The organism is Tateyamaria rhodophyticola (assembly GCF_047777875.1).
GTDB lineage: Bacteria > Pseudomonadota > Alphaproteobacteria > Rhodobacterales > Rhodobacteraceae > Tateyamaria.
Genome location: NZ_CP180519.1, coordinates 1,740,536 through 1,757,262, shown reverse-complemented (window position 1 = coordinate 1,757,262; position 16,727 = coordinate 1,740,536). Strand labels below are relative to the sequence as shown.

General features: G+C 55.1%; 21 protein-coding genes. 6 read left to right on the top strand and 15 right to left on the bottom strand.

Annotated elements, in window-relative coordinates; all coding sequences use genetic code 11:
* Positions 1-923: 923 nt before the first annotated feature.
* From flhA to ACERHN_RS10310, 4 genes are read left to right on the top strand one after another with little or no spacing between them, the layout of a single operon-like run.
* On the top strand, positions 924-3,020 hold the full coding sequence (flhA, locus tag ACERHN_RS10325) for a flagellar biosynthesis protein FlhA (RefSeq protein WP_415922551.1): 2,097 nt from the start codon (positions 924-926) through the stop codon (positions 3,018-3,020).
* A complete protein-coding gene (locus tag ACERHN_RS10320) occupies positions 3,017-3,787 on the top strand; it encodes a flagellar biosynthetic protein FliR (RefSeq protein WP_415922550.1) in 771 nt (256 codons plus the stop codon). The genes flhA and ACERHN_RS10320 overlap by 4 nt, the downstream gene beginning before the upstream one ends.
* Positions 3,784-4,869, top strand: coding sequence for a flagellar biosynthesis protein FlhB (locus ACERHN_RS10315; protein WP_415922549.1), 1,086 nt, complete (start codon positions 3,784-3,786; stop codon positions 4,867-4,869). Before ACERHN_RS10320 ends, ACERHN_RS10315 begins: the two co-directional genes overlap by 4 nt.
* Before the next feature lie 2 nt (positions 4,870-4,871).
* Positions 4,872-5,282 (top strand): hypothetical protein, encoded by a 411-nt coding sequence (locus ACERHN_RS10310; RefSeq protein ID WP_415922548.1) that lies wholly within the window; start codon positions 4,872-4,874, stop codon positions 5,280-5,282.
* Here the strand turns inward: ACERHN_RS10310 and ACERHN_RS10305 are convergent.
* The 9 genes from ACERHN_RS10305 to ACERHN_RS10265 are packed head-to-tail and all read right to left on the bottom strand — an operon-like array spanning position 5,276 to position 9,910.
* Positions 5,276-5,761 carry a flagellar basal body-associated protein FliL gene (locus tag ACERHN_RS10305; protein WP_415922547.1) on the bottom strand — a complete coding sequence of 162 codons (486 nt, stop codon included), beginning with the start codon at positions 5,759-5,761 and terminating at the stop codon, positions 5,276-5,278. The genes ACERHN_RS10310 and ACERHN_RS10305 overlap by 7 nt on opposite strands.
* A gap of 9 nt (positions 5,762-5,770) precedes the next feature.
* Complete coding sequence (gene flgH, locus ACERHN_RS10300; protein WP_415922546.1) at positions 5,771-6,514, bottom strand: flagellar basal body L-ring protein FlgH; 744 nt, start codon at positions 6,512-6,514, stop codon at positions 5,771-5,773.
* Entirely contained in the window at positions 6,511-6,927 is a 417-nt protein-coding gene (flgA, locus tag ACERHN_RS10295; protein WP_415922545.1) for a flagellar basal body P-ring formation chaperone FlgA, read from the bottom strand. The genes flgH and flgA overlap by 4 nt, the downstream gene beginning before the upstream one ends.
* Positions 6,924-7,709, bottom strand: coding sequence for a flagellar basal-body rod protein FlgG (gene flgG, locus ACERHN_RS10290; protein WP_415922544.1), 786 nt, complete (start codon positions 7,707-7,709; stop codon positions 6,924-6,926). The genes flgA and flgG overlap by 4 nt, the downstream gene beginning before the upstream one ends.
* A gap of 10 nt (positions 7,710-7,719) precedes the next feature.
* The gene (locus tag ACERHN_RS10285; RefSeq protein ID WP_415922543.1) at positions 7,720-8,439 is read right to left on the bottom strand and encodes a flagellar hook-basal body complex protein; all 720 of its coding nucleotides are present in this window, start codon (positions 8,437-8,439) and stop codon (positions 7,720-7,722) included.
* A 1-nt stretch (position 8,440) separates the two neighbouring features.
* On the bottom strand, positions 8,441-8,710 hold the full coding sequence (locus ACERHN_RS10280; RefSeq protein WP_415922542.1) for a flagellar biosynthetic protein FliQ: 270 nt from the start codon (positions 8,708-8,710) through the stop codon (positions 8,441-8,443).
* Positions 8,710-8,994, bottom strand: coding sequence for a flagellar hook-basal body complex protein FliE (fliE, locus tag ACERHN_RS10275; RefSeq protein ID WP_415922541.1), 285 nt, complete (start codon positions 8,992-8,994; stop codon positions 8,710-8,712). The genes ACERHN_RS10280 and fliE overlap by 1 nt, the downstream gene beginning before the upstream one ends.
* A gap of 26 nt (positions 8,995-9,020) precedes the next feature.
* Positions 9,021-9,407, bottom strand: coding sequence for a flagellar basal body rod protein FlgC (flgC, locus tag ACERHN_RS10270; RefSeq protein WP_415922540.1), 387 nt, complete (start codon positions 9,405-9,407; stop codon positions 9,021-9,023).
* A gap of 11 nt (positions 9,408-9,418) precedes the next feature.
* Positions 9,419-9,910, bottom strand: coding sequence for a FlgB family protein (locus ACERHN_RS10265; RefSeq protein ID WP_415922539.1), 492 nt, complete (start codon positions 9,908-9,910; stop codon positions 9,419-9,421).
* On the opposite strand from ACERHN_RS10265, the gene ACERHN_RS10260 reads away from it, so the two are divergent.
* Positions 9,892-11,247 carry a FliI/YscN family ATPase gene (locus tag ACERHN_RS10260; RefSeq protein ID WP_415922538.1) on the top strand — a complete coding sequence of 452 codons (1,356 nt, stop codon included), beginning with the start codon at positions 9,892-9,894 and terminating at the stop codon, positions 11,245-11,247. The two genes, ACERHN_RS10265 and ACERHN_RS10260, sit on opposite strands and share 19 nt — an antisense overlap.
* Before the next feature lie 70 nt (positions 11,248-11,317).
* Here the strand turns inward: ACERHN_RS10260 and ACERHN_RS10255 are convergent, their stop codons facing one another.
* The 6 genes from ACERHN_RS10255 to ACERHN_RS10230 form a co-directional block, all read right to left on the bottom strand.
* Positions 11,318-12,106, bottom strand: a complete 789-nt coding sequence (locus tag ACERHN_RS10255; protein WP_415922537.1) for a DUF1217 domain-containing protein — start codon at positions 12,104-12,106, stop codon at positions 11,318-11,320.
* A 4-nt stretch (positions 12,107-12,110) separates the two neighbouring features.
* Positions 12,111-12,512 carry a flagellar biosynthesis repressor FlbT gene (gene flbT / locus ACERHN_RS10250; RefSeq protein ID WP_415922536.1) on the bottom strand — a complete coding sequence of 134 codons (402 nt, stop codon included), beginning with the start codon at positions 12,510-12,512 and terminating at the stop codon, positions 12,111-12,113.
* Positions 12,509-12,886: a flagellar biosynthesis regulator FlaF gene (gene flaF / locus ACERHN_RS10245; protein WP_415922535.1), complete on the bottom strand. Its 378-nt coding sequence runs from the start codon at positions 12,884-12,886 to the stop codon at positions 12,509-12,511. The genes flbT and flaF overlap by 4 nt, the downstream gene beginning before the upstream one ends.
* A gap of 65 nt (positions 12,887-12,951) precedes the next feature.
* A complete protein-coding gene (locus ACERHN_RS10240) occupies positions 12,952-14,325 on the bottom strand; it encodes a flagellin (protein WP_415922534.1) in 1,374 nt (457 codons plus the stop codon).
* Positions 14,326-14,527: 202 nt separating this feature from the next.
* Positions 14,528-14,884 carry a flagellar biosynthesis protein FlgN gene (locus ACERHN_RS10235; RefSeq protein WP_415922533.1) on the bottom strand — a complete coding sequence of 119 codons (357 nt, stop codon included), beginning with the start codon at positions 14,882-14,884 and terminating at the stop codon, positions 14,528-14,530.
* Positions 14,877-15,155, bottom strand: a complete 279-nt coding sequence (locus ACERHN_RS10230) for a rod-binding protein (protein WP_415922722.1) — start codon at positions 15,153-15,155, stop codon at positions 14,877-14,879. The genes ACERHN_RS10235 and ACERHN_RS10230 overlap by 8 nt, the downstream gene beginning before the upstream one ends.
* A gap of 113 nt (positions 15,156-15,268) precedes the next feature.
* Here ACERHN_RS10230 and ACERHN_RS10225 point away from each other — a divergent pair, with 113 nt between their 5' ends.
* Entirely contained in the window at positions 15,269-16,726 is a 1,458-nt protein-coding gene (locus ACERHN_RS10225) for a flagellar hook-length control protein FliK (protein ID WP_415922532.1), read from the top strand.
* The last annotated feature ends 1 nt before the right edge of the window (position 16,727 follow it).

Below are 16,727 nucleotides of genomic sequence, written 5' to 3'. Positions count from 1 at the left end.
ATGGGAGGCCATCTCCGACACAATCTACATGGACCTTCTTGCTTCTCAACCAACGCTGATCCTACCGCTTGAGCCTATCTCATCCAAGTTGGCACACTACGTTCTGACGGCCTCTATGTCTGGCTGCGGGTCGTCAATACAAGTCAGCCGAGGCAAACCATTTGCGCGCCACTCGAACAGACCGGTTCATACAACTTCGCAATGCACTATCACCCGCAAACTTAACGACAGCGCGAGAATCAAAGTATTTGGCTCCCGGAACGAAGGCGCAAGGGAAATATTGTAAAATCCTCTTTTGGTTACCAAGCCTAAACTTATGTGCTCCTATCATCAGCCATGCACAAAAGTGACAGGGTCTTGGGATGATTTTAAGAAAGCGAGAGCAAGGAAAGTTTATTTTATTCTTTGCATCGCAGCCTCTAAGCGAGCCGACATCCTTTGTAATCAAACTGAACCCTCACCTCGGCAGCCAAACATTGACTTTGAGGGCTCCATGCAAAGTAGTACTTTACTCACATATCTTCATTTTTAAGTTAGCGGAAAACTTACTATTAAACTGCCAACTCAAGAAATCTACAAACCAGCAAAAATCTTAGCTTTCCTTATGAAGAAAATTGAATTTCCCCACTTAGAAGTAGAAATTCTGGAAAGCTTGCACAGAATTGGAACTGATATACTCAATAAAATGCAAAAAATATGAACCGGGCAGCACTACTGAAAAAGAAAAACGTACCGCGAATGTGTGGCACAGGTTTTCGAGAGTGTGAATCGACTCCATATTTCACTATCTCTGAAAAATTTTCGCAAGTGGTGTCTAAAAATTCATTCCGAAAATATGTGAAGAATCGATATACGGACGCACTTCCACGTTTCACCGATAGCTTAACACGCACTCCGCAAAGCGCCTAAACGCGAGAGAAAAAATGACTCAGGAAATACTAAAGCTGAACGCGAAGGTTCTTTTTAACCCAACCGTACTTCTGGCCATCGCCTTGATGGCTATCATTGTAATGATGATTTTGCCGATGCCAGCCTGGGTGCTTGATATTGGTCTAGCAGCATCGTTTGCTCTAGCGATACTTATTTTTACAATCACTCTCTTCATCGAGAGACCTCTCGATTTTTCAGCCTTCCCCACGATTCTTTTAGCATCGTTAATGCTACGGTTATCGCTCAACGTTTCATCAACGAAACTTATTATTGGGCAAGGTCACACTGGAACCCATGCTGCAGGAGACGTTATTGAAGGGTTCGCCCAATTCGTTATGGGCGGCAGTGTATTTCTTGGGTTAGTCGTTTTTTGCGTTCTGTTGATCGTCAACTTTATGGTCATCACAAAAGGTGCAACCCGGATGGCGGAAGTTGGCGCCCGGTTTGCGCTCGACGGTATGCCAGGGAAACAACTGGCGATCGACAGTGATATGTCTGCTGGCGCTATCGATCACAAAGAAGCCAAAGCCCGCCGCGAGCTTGAACAGGCTGAAACGACATTCTTTGGTTCACTAGATGGCGCATCGAAATTTGTGAAAGGTGACGCTGTCGCCGGGTTGCTCATTACACTTTTGAACCTCGTCGCAGGCCTTGTCATGGGGGTTGTCGTACACGGAATGGCTCTGGGGGATGCCTTCGAAACATATGCGATACTCACAGTCGGCGACGGTCTTGTGTCGCAGATCCCAGCGGTGGTGATCTCGATCGCGTCTGCTCTTCTCTTGGCGCGTGGCGGAGCCAAGGGTGCGACCGATCTGGCTGTTTTTGGCCAGCTGAGCAAGCACCCAGCGGCGTTGATGACCGTTGCGGTCCTGATGGGTATGTTTGCGCTGTTTCCGGGCTTGCCATTTTTGCCATTCATGGTCGGTGCAATCGCATTGGCCGTGACAGCTTTCTTTATTCACCGCGCGGCAAAGCGCGATGCGCAGGACGCAGCCGTCGAGGAGCCCGAAGCTCCTGCAATTGCCGAAAAATCCTTGGGTGATATTCTGGAGTTGGACGATGTCCACGTGGAATTCGCACCTGACCTCGTCAATATGGTTCTGGATCAGGGCACGGGCCTGGATGCGCGCATCGCAAACATGCGCAGTCATGTCGCCTCAACATTTGGGGTTATCATGCCCGAAATCCGCTTGACCGATCACCCGGGCCTCAATCCTGGCGAATATGTGCTGCGCGTTCAGGGTGTTGAGCAGGGACGCGGTTCGGTCCGCCCCAAAGAAGTCCTCGCATTGATGCCCGAAAATGGAACAGGCATGCCGCCTGGGTTGGATACTACGGAACCTGTCTACGGTGCGCCGGCACGGTGGATTGACGAAGACGCACAGGACGGAGCGGCAGTCTCGGGTGTCACAATTGTCACGCCGACCGAAATCCTTGCGACGCATCTTCTGGAAGTGGTGAAAAAGAACTTTAGTCGGCTGCTCAGCCTGAAGTCGTTGCGCAAACTGCTTGCAGAAATGACAAACATCTCGGACCCCACGCGCGCCGAGGCCAATCGGAAGCTGTTGGACGAGCTGATCCCCGACAAGGTGCCAATCGATGTACTGCATGCAGTTCTGCGGCTGCTTCTTGATGAACAGGTTTCGATCCGCAACCTGCCATTGATCCTCGAGGCAACAGCCGAAGCCCGCGCGCACAACGCACAACCCGAAGCGATATGCGAGCATGTGCGCCAACGCCTCGGTTTTCAGCTGGTGGCGGAAATCAAAAGACAAGACGGGTCGCTTCCTCTGGTTCAATTGGCACCAGAGTGGGAGGATGTCTTCTCAAACTATCAAGTCGATGCGGATCGCGGGCTGGACATTGCCCTTCCCCCGGACATGTTTAACCGACTGGCAACCAACGTGTCCGAACGGCTCAAAGATGCCAGTGAACAGGGTGTTTATCCGGCCATTGTGACGAATGGACGGCGCAGACGGTTCTTGAAAACTCTGATGCGGGCAAAGGGAATGACAAACCCTGTTTTGTCATTTGAAGAAATAGGAATTGACGCAAAGCCCGCACTGGTTGGCGTGGTGGCCGCATGACGGCTGCTGCGGAACTGCTTGGGCTCGCTGAAAGCGCGCTGTGGACTGGTTTCCTCGTTTTTGTCCGCGTTGCAACGACAGTCTCGTTGCTACCGGCGTTCGGGGAACAATCGGTTCCGATGCGGGTCAAATTGGCGGTTGCCCTCGCATTCACGGTGATCGTAGCGCCTGCGGTGGAGCTATCAGCAACGGATCGCTCGATTGGCGCGCTTGCCTTATACACGATGACCGAAACTGTAGCCGGTCTTTTGATCGGACTGGGGCTGCGATTGTTCATACTTGCGCTGCAAACCGCTGGCGCGATTGCGGCACAATCGACATCGCTATCTCAAATCCTTGGTGGCGCTGCGATCGAACCCCTGCCAGCCATCGGTTACATACTCACCATTGGTGCTCTGGCCTTGGCTACCATCAGTGGGCTTCACGTCAAAGCCGCAGAACTCATGATCTTGTCATATGACATGCTGCCGTTTGGCCTGTTTTCACCTGGCGCTGACGTAGCGCAATGGGGCACTGCACAGGTGAGCCAGGCATTTGCGCTCGCATTCACGTTGTCCGCCCCATTTATTTTGATGTCTGTGATCTACAATCTGACATTGGGCGTCATCAACAAGGCGATGCCGCAGCTTATGGTGGCCTTTGTCGGCGCACCTGTAATCACCATGGGGGGCCTTCTTATTCTGTTCCTCGCGGCCCCGACGATACTGGGTGTTTGGCTACAATCGCTTGATGGATTTATGTCCAATCCGCTTGGATCGGCACGATGAGCGAACAAGGTGACGAACAAGACAAGTCGTTTGATCCCACCCCGCACAAACTGCAAGAAGCGCGGAAAAAGGGGGAGGTCGCCCGTTCTGCAGATCTGCAGACGGCAGCTGGCTATGCAGGATTGACGCTCGCTCTGATCGCCGTCGGGGCTCAGGCGTTCAGCTCACTCGGCGCCTCTCTGGTTGGGATGCTTTCCCAAGCGGAAAGTATCGCGGACACGGTTTTTTCGGGCGGTCCAGTGGCTCCGTTGAGCGGATGGGCCTGGATTGTAAGTCGCGACCTTATCCCGATTTTCGCCCTTCCAGCATTGGCTGTGTTGTGCGCAATTCTCGCCCAGCGTGCCTTTGTGGTTGCGCCGTCCAAGCTGCAACCGAAACTGTCACGTATCTCTCTGATCCAGAACGCAAAACAGAAACTTGGCCGCAATGGTTTTTTTGAATTTGCAAAAAGTTTCGTAAAACTGACGCTCTACTCGATCTGCCTTGCGGTCTTCCTGATGCTACGACTGCCGGACATGGTCGCCGTCACTTATTCTGAGCCAGGGAACGTAGTCCTTCTGCTCGCGGATCTGACCATCGCCTTCCTGTTTGTTGTCGTTCTTGTGTCCACGATTATCGGAGGCATCGACGCCGTTTGGCAGCACCATGAGCACATCCGGAAAAACCGTATGTCGCGCAAGGAAATCATGGATGAAACCAAAAACACTGAGGGTGACCCACACCTGAAACAAGAGCGCCAATCGCGCGCGCAAGCCATTGCCACACAGCAGATAATGGCTGAAGTTCCGAACGCAGATGTGTTGATTGTGAACCCAACCCATTATGCAATTGCTCTGAAATGGACGCGCCAATCCGGAACAGCCCCTCGCTGCATTGCCAAAGGTGTCGATTCCATCGCTTTGCGGATGCGGGAGGTGGCAATGGAAGCCGGGGTGCCGATCCGTCATGATGCCCCGACCGCCCGAGCACTCTATGCGGTCACGGATGTGGGCCATGAAGTGGCGCCAGAACACTACCGTGCTGTTGCAGCTGCGATCCGGTTTTCTGACGACATTCGCAAGAAAATGCAGCGGGGTCTTTGATCATGGATTTGGGCACGTTGCGCGAACTCACGGAACTCAAGTATCAGCAGAGCCTGTCAGGCCTGAGCAAGATTTTGGACCGCGAAGCGTCTTTACGGGCCGAAATATCCCGCCTTCGAGCTTTGGCCTTTGAGGCGCAGGCCCTTCCGGCCAGCAAACCCGCTATGCAGAATATCGGAGCGGACGTCATTTGGCTTCAATGGGTCTCAAAAACTACCAAAGCCCTGAACATCGAACTCGCACAGGTCTTGGCGCAAAAGGAAAGTTTGCTCGCTTCCCAACGGCTTGCTTTAGGTCGCAGGTCAGTTGCAACCAAGCTTGTTGAAGACAACCGAAAATTAAAGGCTATGGAGAAGGCTGACGCTGCTCTTTCTCAAGCGATCGAGCAGGATTTGATGCGGCGCAATCAGTAATCCTGTCGCGCGATCTCGACGATCAAAACATCGCTGATTTGATCCCCCATGTCTCGTTGCGCAATCTCGCGGAGCGCCCCGCGCAAAACAGCAAGATTGTTGGCCTCGGTAAACGCACCGTCAAATCCACCAATGTTAGCGTGGTCGAAAAGCACCTGCAGAAAGCTGTCGCGCAACTTCGGTTCCATGCTGTAGATCGCATCCTTTTGCCCTTCAGGCACTTCCACACTCAAAGACATCACCACAAGCGCTTTCACGCGGTCATCCTTGATAACCGGCACAACAAATTGATTGCTCATCTTGACGTATTCGCGGGCGCCAAGGTTGTCTTCTTCTGCTTGCGCAACTTCAACCTTTTCTGCGTCCTCTGCATCTTCGGTCAATGGAAGTTCTGGTTCCGGGCGCAAGAACATTCCCGCTCCAATGCCGGCACCTGCGCCAATAAACAAAAGGACAAGAGGGAGGAGTTTTTTCATCATATTCTCCTCCTAAAATGGGAGCACAGCATCGAGGACCTGCTGTCCAAGACGCGGTTGCTGGACGTCTGAGATTTGCCCTCGGCCGCCATAGGACACGCGGGCAGAGGCAATTTTGTCATAAGTGATTTCATTCTGCCGAGAGATGTCTTCGGGGCGAACATAGCCAGACACCAACAGCTCACGGAGCTCAAAATTCACGCGCAGTTCTTGAGAACCTGAAATTGACAGAACACCATTCGGAAGCACATCCAGAATGGTTGCAGCCACGCGCAGCGTCAGTTTTTCATTGCGTTTGACAGAACCGTCACCGCTCGAATTGCTGCTGGAATTGATGGCCACAAGTTCCGATGCGGATGCCCCTTCCGGCAGCTGTTCGTCCAGACGTTGCGGCAAACCCCCAAGCTGTGGAATGCCCAACGACTCTGAACCTGACCGGGACCGCTCGGTTTCGTTTGAAATCTCCGCGCTTTCGTCAATCTCGATCACGACGGTCAGGATATCGCCGCGCTGCATGGCACGACGATCTCCAAGAAGCGATCCTCGTTGGCGAGACCAGAGAGACGCCTGATCCAGCGGCACGGTTTCCTCAATCGTGCGCGGTAGTGTTGCAGAAACCATTGCAGAATGCTCACGCGTCTCCAAAGGGTTCGAGAACGAAGGCGCCTTGCCCAAATGGTCGCCACGCCCACATGCCAAGAGCAAGAAAGCGGTGCATGTAAGCAAAGCAGTTCGGCAGAAAGTAGTGCGTTTCATTGGGTCACCTTGATGCTTCCGTCTTGCTGTACGAGGCCAAACAGCGTGGCGCGGGACTGGAGATTCATGACCCGGATACGATCACCAATACCGCCGCGTTCCATCGCGCGCCCATCTGTGGTGATGCTCAGGCCAGCGGCTTGAAATCGCATGGGCACAATTTGATTGCGATTGACGATTGCCGGCGGTCCGATTGCATCGAACGGGATTGGTCGCCCTGCATAGAGAGCCACACGTGCCTCCTGACCCGCGACATCTGTTATGCGATCGAATGCACCAACATAAACGCCATCGCGAATGGTCAGGTCCTGCACTGTAATGAGCGTGCCGGGACGCAGCGTACGTGTCGGGGTTACGACATCCGCCGCGGCCATCTCTCCGGCCAAAACCGCGATCAAGAACCAGCGGGTCATCGCACTTGCGCCATTGCACCCATCATTTGATCCGCGGCCGAGATAACTTTGGAATTCATCTCATAACCACGCTGGGCCGCAATCAGATCGGTGATTTCACGAACAGCATCCACAGAACTGTCTTCCAGGAAACCTTGCCGCAGTGTTGCCAAGCCATCCTCTCCGGGGGTGGACAGAAGCGGTGGACCGGAGGCTTCGGTTTCGGAAAACAGGTTGCTCCCGAGTGCTTCCAGACCTTTCGCGTTCGCAAAACCAGCGATGTCAAACTGACCGATCAATTGCGCGGCCGTTGTCTCGGCAAAATAGACATAGACTTCGCCATTGGCGTTGATGGAAACGCTGCGCGCATCGTTGGGAATGACAATCTCCGGAGACACGGGGTATCCATCGGAGGTGACGATCACACCCTCGGCAGTGCGTTTCAGAGCCCCATCGCGTGTGTAAGCCGTCTGACCGGACGGGAGCGTCACCTCCAAAAAGCCGTTCCCATCCAGCGCCACATCCAGATCACCGCCCGTAGCAGCCAGTGATCCCTGCGCGAGGTTTACGGAGACCGCAGACGGACGAACGCCAAGACCAAGCTGAACGCCTGTGGGCAGAACCGTGCCGTCGGATGCATTGATCGAGCCGGGCCGGGTCATCTGTTGATAATGCAAATCTGCGAACTCCGCCCGCCGGGCGTTGTATCCCGTTGTGCTCATATTCGCGAGGTTGTTCGAAATCGTTTCAACCCGCATCTGTTGGGCAAGCATTCCGGTGGCAGCAATCTTGAGGGCACGCATATAACTCTCCTCAGTTGGATTTCATCATGGCGTCCATCGCGCGACGGACACGTTCATCTTCGGAATTGAGGAAATTCTGACCCATCTCATAGGCGCGCTGAATCTCGATCATGCGCGCAAGCTGACCGATCGGGTCAACGTTCGACGTTTCGACAAAACCTTGCAGGACACGCGCGGTATCCGACGGTTCAAACCCTGCATCGCTGCGGAACATGACGCCGCCCTCGCGTACAAGATCCGCCTGATCCAATGGACGAACGACCCCAATTTGGCCAACCAAAGCGCCGTCAGCACTGATGGTGCCATCAGGCGAGATCGAGATACTCCGTGCATCCGGCGGCACAAATACTGGCGCGCCCCCCGCATCAAGCACCCGGTACCCGTCGAATGTAACAAGGTCGCCCTCGGCATTTGATGAAAACCCGCCAGCCCGTGTCAGACGCTCACCTTCCGGCGTTTCAATCAGGAAAAACCCATCGCCCTCGATTGCGAGATCATAGGTGCCGCCTGTTTGGTCGAGCGCGCCCTGTTCAAACGATGTTTGGCGTACATTCCCCTGTCCCATGGACAAGGAAGGTCCACCTCGCATCGCGCTCACGTATTCGGAGAACGTCACACCTTCCTGGCGAAAGCCCGAAGTTGCGGTGTTTGCGATGTTGTTCGCCACCACCTGCATTTCTCGCATCAAGCCGCTTTGGCGCGTGAGGGCAATGTAGCCTGTACTGTCCATTTCAACCTCCAATAATCAGGGGAACGAGCTGATCCTGAAAAAATGACACCATCGTCTGGGTCATGAAGCCCATCGACATCCAGAAAACGGCCACGATGGCTGCCAATTTCGGGACGAAGGTGAGGGTCATTTCCTGAATGGACGTCAGAGCCTGCACTAATCCGATGGACACACCGGCCAACAACGCGACTGTGAGGATCGGGACGGATACAATCATCGCGACCCACAGCCCGTGCCGAAGCGTGTCGAAAAAGATGATCTCCTCGATCATCAGACTGGCATCCGAAGGATTTCCTGATAGGCCTCAACAACCTTGTTGCGAACGGTGACTGCCGTCTCGACAGCCAGCTCCGTCTGCGCAAGCGCTTGAACAAGTGCGTGCGGATCGACGGTTCCGACCATCGCTTGCTGCGCGACGTTTTCAGTTTCGGCCAGCGTGCCCGCAAAGTCCGCAGCCATTTTGCCAAAGAGACTGTTGCCGGCGTCAGATCCCGGCTGTGTTGCGGGACGCGAGGTTGCATAGCCCTGCACAGCAGAGACAAGTGTCGTTTCCATTCTGGAACTCCTTTTTTACCCGCAATTCAGCGGCGCAGCAGTTGCATCAGTCCCGACGACATTTGCCGGGATTGCTCAAACATCTTCAGGTTGGCCTCATAGCTTCGCTGCGCTTCGCGGGCGTCAGCGAGTTCGATCAACAGATCGACATTGGTACCGCTATAGTGGCCGGTATCGTCCGCCATCGGGTGCGACGGGTCATAAATCCGCTCCAACGGACGATCATCCAGAGACATGCGGCCGACCTTGACATGCGCCACTCCGTTTTCCGTTGAAACATCAAAGGGAATGGTCTTGCGACGATAGCCGGGCGTATCCGCATTGGAGATGTTTTCCGACAGATGTCGCAAGCGGGAGGATTGCGCCTTGAGACCGCTCGCGGAAATACTCAGTGCTTTGGAGAATTCACTCATCGCAGATGCTCCTATTGACGTCCGAGGCTCGTGCGCAAAATCGTGAGCGCAGATCGGTAGATGGCGAGTGATCGGTCGTGTTGACGTTTTGCGTCCGTACCGCGCAGCATCTCCGTTTCCAGAGATACTGTGTTCCCGTCAGGTGACGCGAAACTGCGGTCTTGCTGCATCATTGTACGTGGATCAGTGCGTTGACCATGCATATGCTGGTCGCGCGTGGCGCGCTGCAGCCCAATGCCCTGATCAGTCGGCGCGAACACTTCCCTAAAGGACGGCAAGTCGCGCGCGACGTAGCCAGGCGTATCCGCGTTGGCGACATTCTGTGCCACAACGGCCTGCTTTTGTCCTGCGTGCAAGGCCATGGCGTAAGCGGTTTCGAATACCGCGAGATTTTGGAACATCGGGGCTTCTCCCTCGATTGATTTCAACCAAGGCTTAAGGGTGATTCCTTTAAAAACGGTTTGCGACGAACCGGAGAATCCGAATGAATCAGAAACGTGCATTGCACTCGTTCACGCGTCGGCTCGCCGATATCCAAGCCGATCAGGTGATTGGCAGAATATCAGGTGTTGACGGTGGGACCCTGACGGCCCGCGGATTGCAGAAGGTCGCGCATATCGGCGATTGCGCCACGATCACAACACGCAGTGGTCGCAGATTGCGCAGTGAGGTTGTCCAGCTGTCGGACAATGGGGCAGTCTTGTTGCCAGATGCCGAGCTTCAGGGCATTTCGATGGACGATCCCGTTGTCATTTCACGCGGCGGTACAATCGCGCCAAGCGCAAACTGGATTGGCAGGTTGATCGACCCTGATGGCAACCCGCTTGATGGCAAACCCCTCCATGCGGGCCCAACGCCTCGAGACTTGCGCGCATCGCCGCCCCCGCCAGCAGAAAGGCGTGCATTGGGCGCCCGGTTGGCCACCGGGCATCTCACCTTTGATACAATTCTGCCTATTGTGAGGGGGCAACGTATTGGTCTTTTTGCAGGGTCAGGTGTTGGGAAATCGAGCTTGATGGGGCGACTGGCACAGCGAATGGAAGCGGATGTCGTCGTCATCGCGTTGATTGGCGAGCGGGGACGAGAGGTCCGGCACTTTATCGAAAACGTGCTGGGCAGCGAGGGGCTGTCGCGCAGTGTTGTCATTGCCGCGACCTCCGATCAATCTGCCCTGATGCGGCGGCGATGTGCGTGGACGGCAATGGCTGTCGCTGAGCATTTTCGCGATGAAGGAAAATCCGTGCTGCTGGTCGCAGATTCGATCACCCGTTTTGCCGAAGCGCATCGAGAGGTTGCAATCGCTGCAGGTGAGGCACCCGTTCTGCGTGGCTATCCACCGTCAACTGCGCATTTGATCATGTCGCTTTGTGAGCGCGCTGGCCCGGGCCACGATTCCAACGGGGACATAACTGCGGTGTTCAGCGTTTTGGTGCCCGGATCTGACATGGACGAACCCATTGCAGATATTCTCAGGGGCGTACTGGATGGGCACGTTGTACTGGACCGCGAGATTGCTGAACGTGGTCGGTTTCCTGCCGTGGATGTTCTACGTTCTGTGTCGCGAAGCTTGCCAGAAGCGGCGACAGCGCAGGAAAACGTAATCCTGGCACAGATGCGAAAATACCTGAGCGTCTATGCGAAAAACCAAGTGATGATCTCAGCAGGTCTGTACACCCGAGGATCAGATCCGGAAATTGACGCTGCAATCAACGTTTGGCCTGATCTCGACGCAGCACTTGGGCTATGCCATGCGCAGGGAATTGATCACAGCTTTGATCAACTCAGGCTGATTTTGCGTCGTTCCGCAAACGCCATACCCCGCAGAGGATCTGCCGCATGATGCGATTTCGGTCTATGTCTCGCATATGGGAAGACTGAATTTATCGTAGGGGAACATGAGGCCTCAACTGTCAGTTCGACAGCAAAGTCAGCGCGATGGACGCGCCGGATACCCCTGCGTTTAAGCCAGCAAGTTGTGACCGCGCCAGATAGGTTGTGATGAGGTCGTCCAGTTTCTCCGGATCTGCAAATTCCGCCGGATCGGAAACGTCGAACACACGTGCAGCACGGTCTTGAAACACCTCGAGTTGCTGGTCGATGTCGACCTGACCGAATTGGCTTGGCAAACCCAAGGCCGTCTCAAACACCGCGCGCAATGGTGGTTGTCCCATAATGGAAAACCACTTCTGCGCAGATGACCCTTCCGCGCCCGTAACCTCGGGCACGATCCGCTGCGCATAAAGAGCAAGGCGCATCGTTTCATCCTGCGCACCGGTTGCGATCTCAAAACTGGCCGCTTGATAACGGTCAATAATTCCCTCCGCGAATCCGGAGCGCAAAGCACCACGTATTTCACCCGGGCCAAGGCCAAATGCCGCAGACAGATCGCGATAACGGTTGTCCGCAAACCGGTTGGCCAACGCATCGTCTGCCGTTGTACCTTCTTCCAGCATTTTCTGGATAAAAAACCGGTTGTTGATGTCGTCCTGAAGACCGAATGCACCCAACGCGACTGTCAACAATCGGCGATCGGAAACCAGTTCTTCTGCCGACCGGATCGAACCAATGTTTTCTGCGAAGTAATCGGTATCGCGTTTTTGTACCGTTGACTGGTTAAAGGCATCGAACTGCCTGTCATACGTTGCCTGAAGAAACTGCCAACCCGACAGACCGTTGGATACGAGAATAGGTTGAAACATTGCCTTACCCTTGTGCTGCGAGCAACCGTTCCTCGCGGGGCAACAACGTTCGCAATGCCTTGAGACATCTGTAGTGGTCTTGCTGCACAAGTGCATGCGACGCTGCATCGAGATGCTTACGACTGTCACTATCAACGAATACCTGGCTCAACTCCTCGACGCTGCGCAGTAGGCTGCGATGCGCTTCTGCAGGAGATACGTCGCCAGACAGAACAAGTTGAACCGCATAGCAGACACGCCGCACTGGAGTTTTGGCATCCTCTGGATGGATGGCATCTCGGAGGCGCAGTATGTTGGCCTGTGGGCTCATAATCGTTAACCGTGACCGGCGATCCCCGTTTTCGATGACTGCGCCGTTGATCAGAACACGTTCTTTCGGACTGAGCTTTAGAATGAGACCACTCATGTTGATGGACCTTCGGTTTTGAGCCCACGCATCACGGCCATGTTCACCTCGAGAAGCGGCAGCACAGACGCACCATCGCGCAATATCTTGCGGGTGTGATGCTGTGTGAATTCTGACAGATAGATCAGGCGCGCTTTCAGGTCGCTGGGTATCTCATTTTTTGGATCGGCGAGGTCGACAACAAGTGTTGTCCAAAGGCGTCGATTGAGATGCAGTGCCTCTGCAAAGTCTGGGAAGTTTGTCTTCGCTTTTGTCGCTGTATCGCGGAGGCTGTGTGTAACGCGTGCGAACACTTCGTATTCTGAGCGGCGCTCATTGCGCGTCGAGACAGCGTTTTCCGCGTAGCCGCGTGTTGCGAGTGTGGTTGCGTTCACAGATCAGATCCCTTGAGAGCGTTACGGAGCGGGAAGCGCCTATATCAGGCGCTTCCCAAGATCATTTAGCGGAACAGTGACAGGATCGTCTGCGGCGCCTGGTTCGCGATGGAAAGTGACTGCACGCCCAGCTGCTGCTGCGTTTGCAGCGCCTGCAGGCGCGCCGACACTTCTTCCATGTCCGCATCAACTAGAGAGCCGATACCAGTCTTGAGCGAGTCTGAAAGCTGGCTGATAAACTCAGACTGAGTTTCGATGCGGTTTTGTGCAGAACCAAATGCGGCTGCAGCATCAATCGATGTCTGGATCAGCGTGTCGATGGCACCCAGTGCGTTGGTGGCACCGTTGTCAGTTGTAACATCCAGCGTTTGAAGCGCTGCAAGACCATCAGCACCGCTCGCACCCGGTGTACCACCCTCGGAAACTTCGGTGAAGACGAGGATCGGATCGGCACCACCACCAGCAGTGTTGGTGATCCGGAAGACATTATCGTCACCAGCACCAGCAGGATCGAATGTCACCGCGTACCCTTCGCCAGAGTCAGTTGCGGCATCAAAGAACGACTGGATCTGATTGCCGAGTTGGCGGGCAACATCGTTAACGCTGTCATCTGCTGTCGCCACATATTCGAAAGTCCGAATACCCAGCGTGCTGCTTCCATCAGCTGTGTTGATGTTCAAGTCATCAAGCGTGATGCTGTAGCTGACACCTTCGGCAACCTGGCTGAACGTGAAGTCCAGGGTGCCACCGTCCGCGATCGTGGACGTCGCGGTTGCAGCGTCGTCGCGATCATAATCGGTCGCAAGTGCAAAGTTTGTGTCGTCGGTGCCCGCCTGGATGTACTCGTTCGCAACATCCTGATCACCGCCGCCTGCTGTCGCAGTACCGGCAGCCGTCGTACCAAGCGATTGTGCCGACACAGAGCCAGACACCGAAAGGTTCTGGCGGTCAACGCTGATCTGGCGGTCAGTGACAGAGCCATCAGAGCCACGGTCAAGAGAAGACAGCACGTTCAAGGCGTCTGTGCTTGAACCATCCAGCAGGTTGAGACCGTTGAACTGGGCCGCACCGACAACCGAACCAATTTGCTCTGCAAGCGCGTCGATGTCTGCCTGGATCGCGTCACGATCCACGTTCTCTTCTTGCGCGGCGACAATCCGGCCTTTCATTTCGGTCAGCAGGTCTGTCACAGTTTCAGACGCGTTCCGTGCAACGGCAACCGTGCTTTCGCCCAGCGCCAAACTGTCAGAAACAGATTTGAAACCGGCAACGTCCGATTCCATGACCTTTGAGATCGCCCAAACAGCAGAGTTGTCCTTGGCGCTCGAAATCGACTTACCGGTCGAGATTTCGTTTTGCGTCATCGACAGGTTTTTATTGATGGATTTCAGTGTCTGCAGCGCGACCATCGCGCTGTTGTTCGTGAGAATGCTCGACATTTACATTTCCTTTAGTCGCGGCGCTTTGCGCCAAGGTTTACTCGCCGCCCGGGATCCGGACGGAACAATGCCGTTCTGACACTTGCAGGACCTGTCAGGCTCTGCGCCACCCGTTCGGGGTGCGGGCATACCTTTGCCTCAGACTGCCTAACGGATTGCTAAAGACCGCTTTTGGAGTACGTTGGATTTGATTTAACCCACGCTACGCCCGCTTTTCGACAGACCGTTCAGCCGCCATTTCCACGGTCGCGCGCTCCCCGTCTTCGCCATAGAATTCAAGGGATTGCCGCACGCGGCGCGCAGTTGCCAGCCGACGTGCCACCGACCGGATGCCCGCCATCGCTCCGTCAAGGAGCGCCTGGTTCCGCCGCAGTTTATCCTGAATGTCAGGCAAATTCGGGTCGCTCCGAGATTCAAGGCGCGCCAAACGTTCGATCAGGTTTTCCTTACGGTCGTGCAGCGCGCCCAGACCATCGAGATCCCCTGTCAAAAGTAGCGACTGCTCTTCATCAAGAAGCGCGTCCAATTGCAAAAATACCGAATTCACCACGTCATTCATGGGACTGCGCCTTTAGTGATTCGAAGAGATGTTCCGCCAATCCAATGCCCCCCGCGCGTACGATTTCCTTCGCCTGCTCATCCACGAGGAAGGAGGCAAACTGCTCCTCACCTGCACCACCACCAAATGCCTCGCGTGCCTCGCCATAGCCTGCAGATTTCAGCATTTCGGCCAAAAAGCTGGCTTCCAACTCCTGCGCAACGCGCATCAACTTGGCGTCCTGCGGCGGCAATGCAGGCGATACTGGCCGCGACATCGGGCTTAATTCCATTTCGGTTTCCTTCAATTCGAATGATTTTTCCGATCATGAGGGCAAAGCGGTAAAGAACCGGTAACTTGCAGCGGTCATGGTGCAGGGACGTGGAAGAATTCCCGGAGAGAGACATGCAAGTTGCGTTGACGACAAATGCCAAAGGCACCGCTGACCCGGCCAAGGCAGACATCAATGCGGACCTCATCGCCGAGGATGCGCAGGGGGAGCACCCTGATTTCGCGGCGCTGTTTGTCGCTGATGACCCGCCGCGGGCAGTGGGGCCAGACGCACACGGTCTATCTAAGGTTCGCGATGGCAAAACCACAACCGAAACTGTGGTGCCGACCGATACTCGAAATGACGCAAAAGCAGAAAAACTGACAGCGCCCGACGCACCCGACGTAACGGGCGAAGCGTCGGTCGTGCAGGATGGAGCGCAGTTGCGAACTACGACGGGTAACGTGGACCCGATCGTGAACCAGCAAGCACATATTGCGCCACAGGTGCCTGCCAAGATGGTCGAAAACGACGTGGTCAGGCCGGCAATCCATTCTGGGCAAACCGCGCCACCGCCAGCGATGCCGCCTCAAACGGTGCCACAGTCAGCGCCCACACCGCCTCAAACGCATGGTGTTGTGACACCCCAAAAGAGCGAAGCGGTGGCTGAAACCGTCTCGAAACCATCCCCTTCGCCTGCGGAAACGCCTGTGGTCAAAGGCAACCCGCCCAACGTTCTAGAAACGATCCTAAGCGCCGCAGTTCAGACGGACGCACGCAAAACAATGCGTGTCGACATAACGCCGGAAAACCGCACCGGGCAGCCCAAACCTCTGACCCAGAGCGAGCAAACAACCCACACGCTAAAGCCCAACATACCGACCGGACAGACGGGAAAAACTGCTGCTTCCGAGCCGAAGATCTTCGCATCCGACGAAAGAACCCAACAGACGGAAGCCCGCGTGGCGGCCAAACCCGAAATCACCGCTGCGACATTTCAGGCGACCAAAACACAAACTGCTTCGGTGCAACCGGCACCCAATCTTGCCGTGGCGCCAATCACCTCCGTTTCCGCGGAACCGGTGATGGTTCTACAAGGGGAGCCGGGCGATGTTGTGACCTGGGATCTGCGAACGGCGCCGACGACGACAACTGCATCACCATCAATGGTCCCACAGCGCACCGACATGCCTCCGGCCGTTGCGCAGCAAATCGCCATTGCCCTGCACAAAGGAGGAGACAAGCCGCTTGAAATTGCGCTCAATCCTCCGGAACTGGGACGGGTGCGCATGGTTATGACGGCCTCTGAAACAGGCGTTGTTGTCACCGTCCTCGCGGAACGCTCGGATACGCTGGACATGATGCGGCGCAATATCGACGACCTTGCCCGGTCTTTGTCCGATCTTGGTTATGACGACATTTCCTTTGCCTTTGGCCAGGGAGATACCGGCGCCGAACAGCATAACGAGGACCAACTGCACGATGGTCTGCATCTGGAACACGCGGAAGGAGACATCCCACCGACTGGCCCTGATCCCACATCACTTTCCCACTTGGCCCTTGCGCCTGACAGCATAGACATAAGGCTTTAAT

Bases quoted from the DNA above. Each gene is read 5' to 3' on its own strand.
- flhA (WP_415922551.1), top strand. From the start codon at position 924: ATGACTCAGGAAATACTAAAGCTGAACGCGAAGGTTCTTTTTAACCCA.
- ACERHN_RS10320 (WP_415922550.1), top strand. From the start codon at position 3,017: ATGACGGCTGCTGCGGAACTGCTTGGGCTCGCTGAAAGCGCGCTGTGG.
- ACERHN_RS10315 (WP_415922549.1), top strand. From the start codon at position 3,784: ATGAGCGAACAAGGTGACGAACAAGACAAGTCGTTTGATCCCACCCCG.
- ACERHN_RS10310 (WP_415922548.1), top strand. From the start codon at position 4,872: ATGGATTTGGGCACGTTGCGCGAACTCACGGAACTCAAGTATCAGCAG.
- ACERHN_RS10305 (WP_415922547.1), bottom strand. From the start codon at position 5,761: ATGATGAAAAAACTCCTCCCTCTTGTCCTTTTGTTTATTGGCGCAGGT.
- flgH (WP_415922546.1), bottom strand. From the start codon at position 6,514: ATGAAACGCACTACTTTCTGCCGAACTGCTTTGCTTACATGCACCGCT.
- flgA (WP_415922545.1), bottom strand. From the start codon at position 6,927: ATGACCCGCTGGTTCTTGATCGCGGTTTTGGCCGGAGAGATGGCCGCG.
- flgG (WP_415922544.1), bottom strand. From the start codon at position 7,709: ATGCGTGCCCTCAAGATTGCTGCCACCGGAATGCTTGCCCAACAGATG.
- ACERHN_RS10285 (WP_415922543.1), bottom strand. From the start codon at position 8,439: ATGGACAGTACAGGCTACATTGCCCTCACGCGCCAAAGCGGCTTGATG.
- ACERHN_RS10280 (WP_415922542.1), bottom strand. From the start codon at position 8,710: ATGATCGAGGAGATCATCTTTTTCGACACGCTTCGGCACGGGCTGTGG.
- fliE (WP_415922541.1), bottom strand. From the start codon at position 8,994: ATGGAAACGACACTTGTCTCTGCTGTGCAGGGCTATGCAACCTCGCGT.
- flgC (WP_415922540.1), bottom strand. From the start codon at position 9,407: ATGAGTGAATTCTCCAAAGCACTGAGTATTTCCGCGAGCGGTCTCAAG.
- ACERHN_RS10260 (WP_415922538.1), top strand. From the start codon at position 9,892: ATGAATCAGAAACGTGCATTGCACTCGTTCACGCGTCGGCTCGCCGAT.
- ACERHN_RS10265 (WP_415922539.1), bottom strand. From the start codon at position 9,910: ATGCACGTTTCTGATTCATTCGGATTCTCCGGTTCGTCGCAAACCGTT.
- ACERHN_RS10255 (WP_415922537.1), bottom strand. From the start codon at position 12,106: ATGTTTCAACCTATTCTCGTATCCAACGGTCTGTCGGGTTGGCAGTTT.
- flbT (WP_415922536.1), bottom strand. From the start codon at position 12,512: ATGAGTGGTCTCATTCTAAAGCTCAGTCCGAAAGAACGTGTTCTGATC.
- ACERHN_RS10240 (WP_415922534.1), bottom strand. From the start codon at position 14,325: ATGTCGAGCATTCTCACGAACAACAGCGCGATGGTCGCGCTGCAGACA.
- ACERHN_RS10235 (WP_415922533.1), bottom strand. From the start codon at position 14,884: ATGAATGACGTGGTGAATTCGGTATTTTTGCAATTGGACGCGCTTCTT.
- ACERHN_RS10230 (WP_415922722.1), bottom strand. From the start codon at position 15,155: ATGGAATTAAGCCCGATGTCGCGGCCAGTATCGCCTGCATTGCCGCCG.
- ACERHN_RS10225 (WP_415922532.1), top strand. From the start codon at position 15,269: ATGCAAGTTGCGTTGACGACAAATGCCAAAGGCACCGCTGACCCGGCC.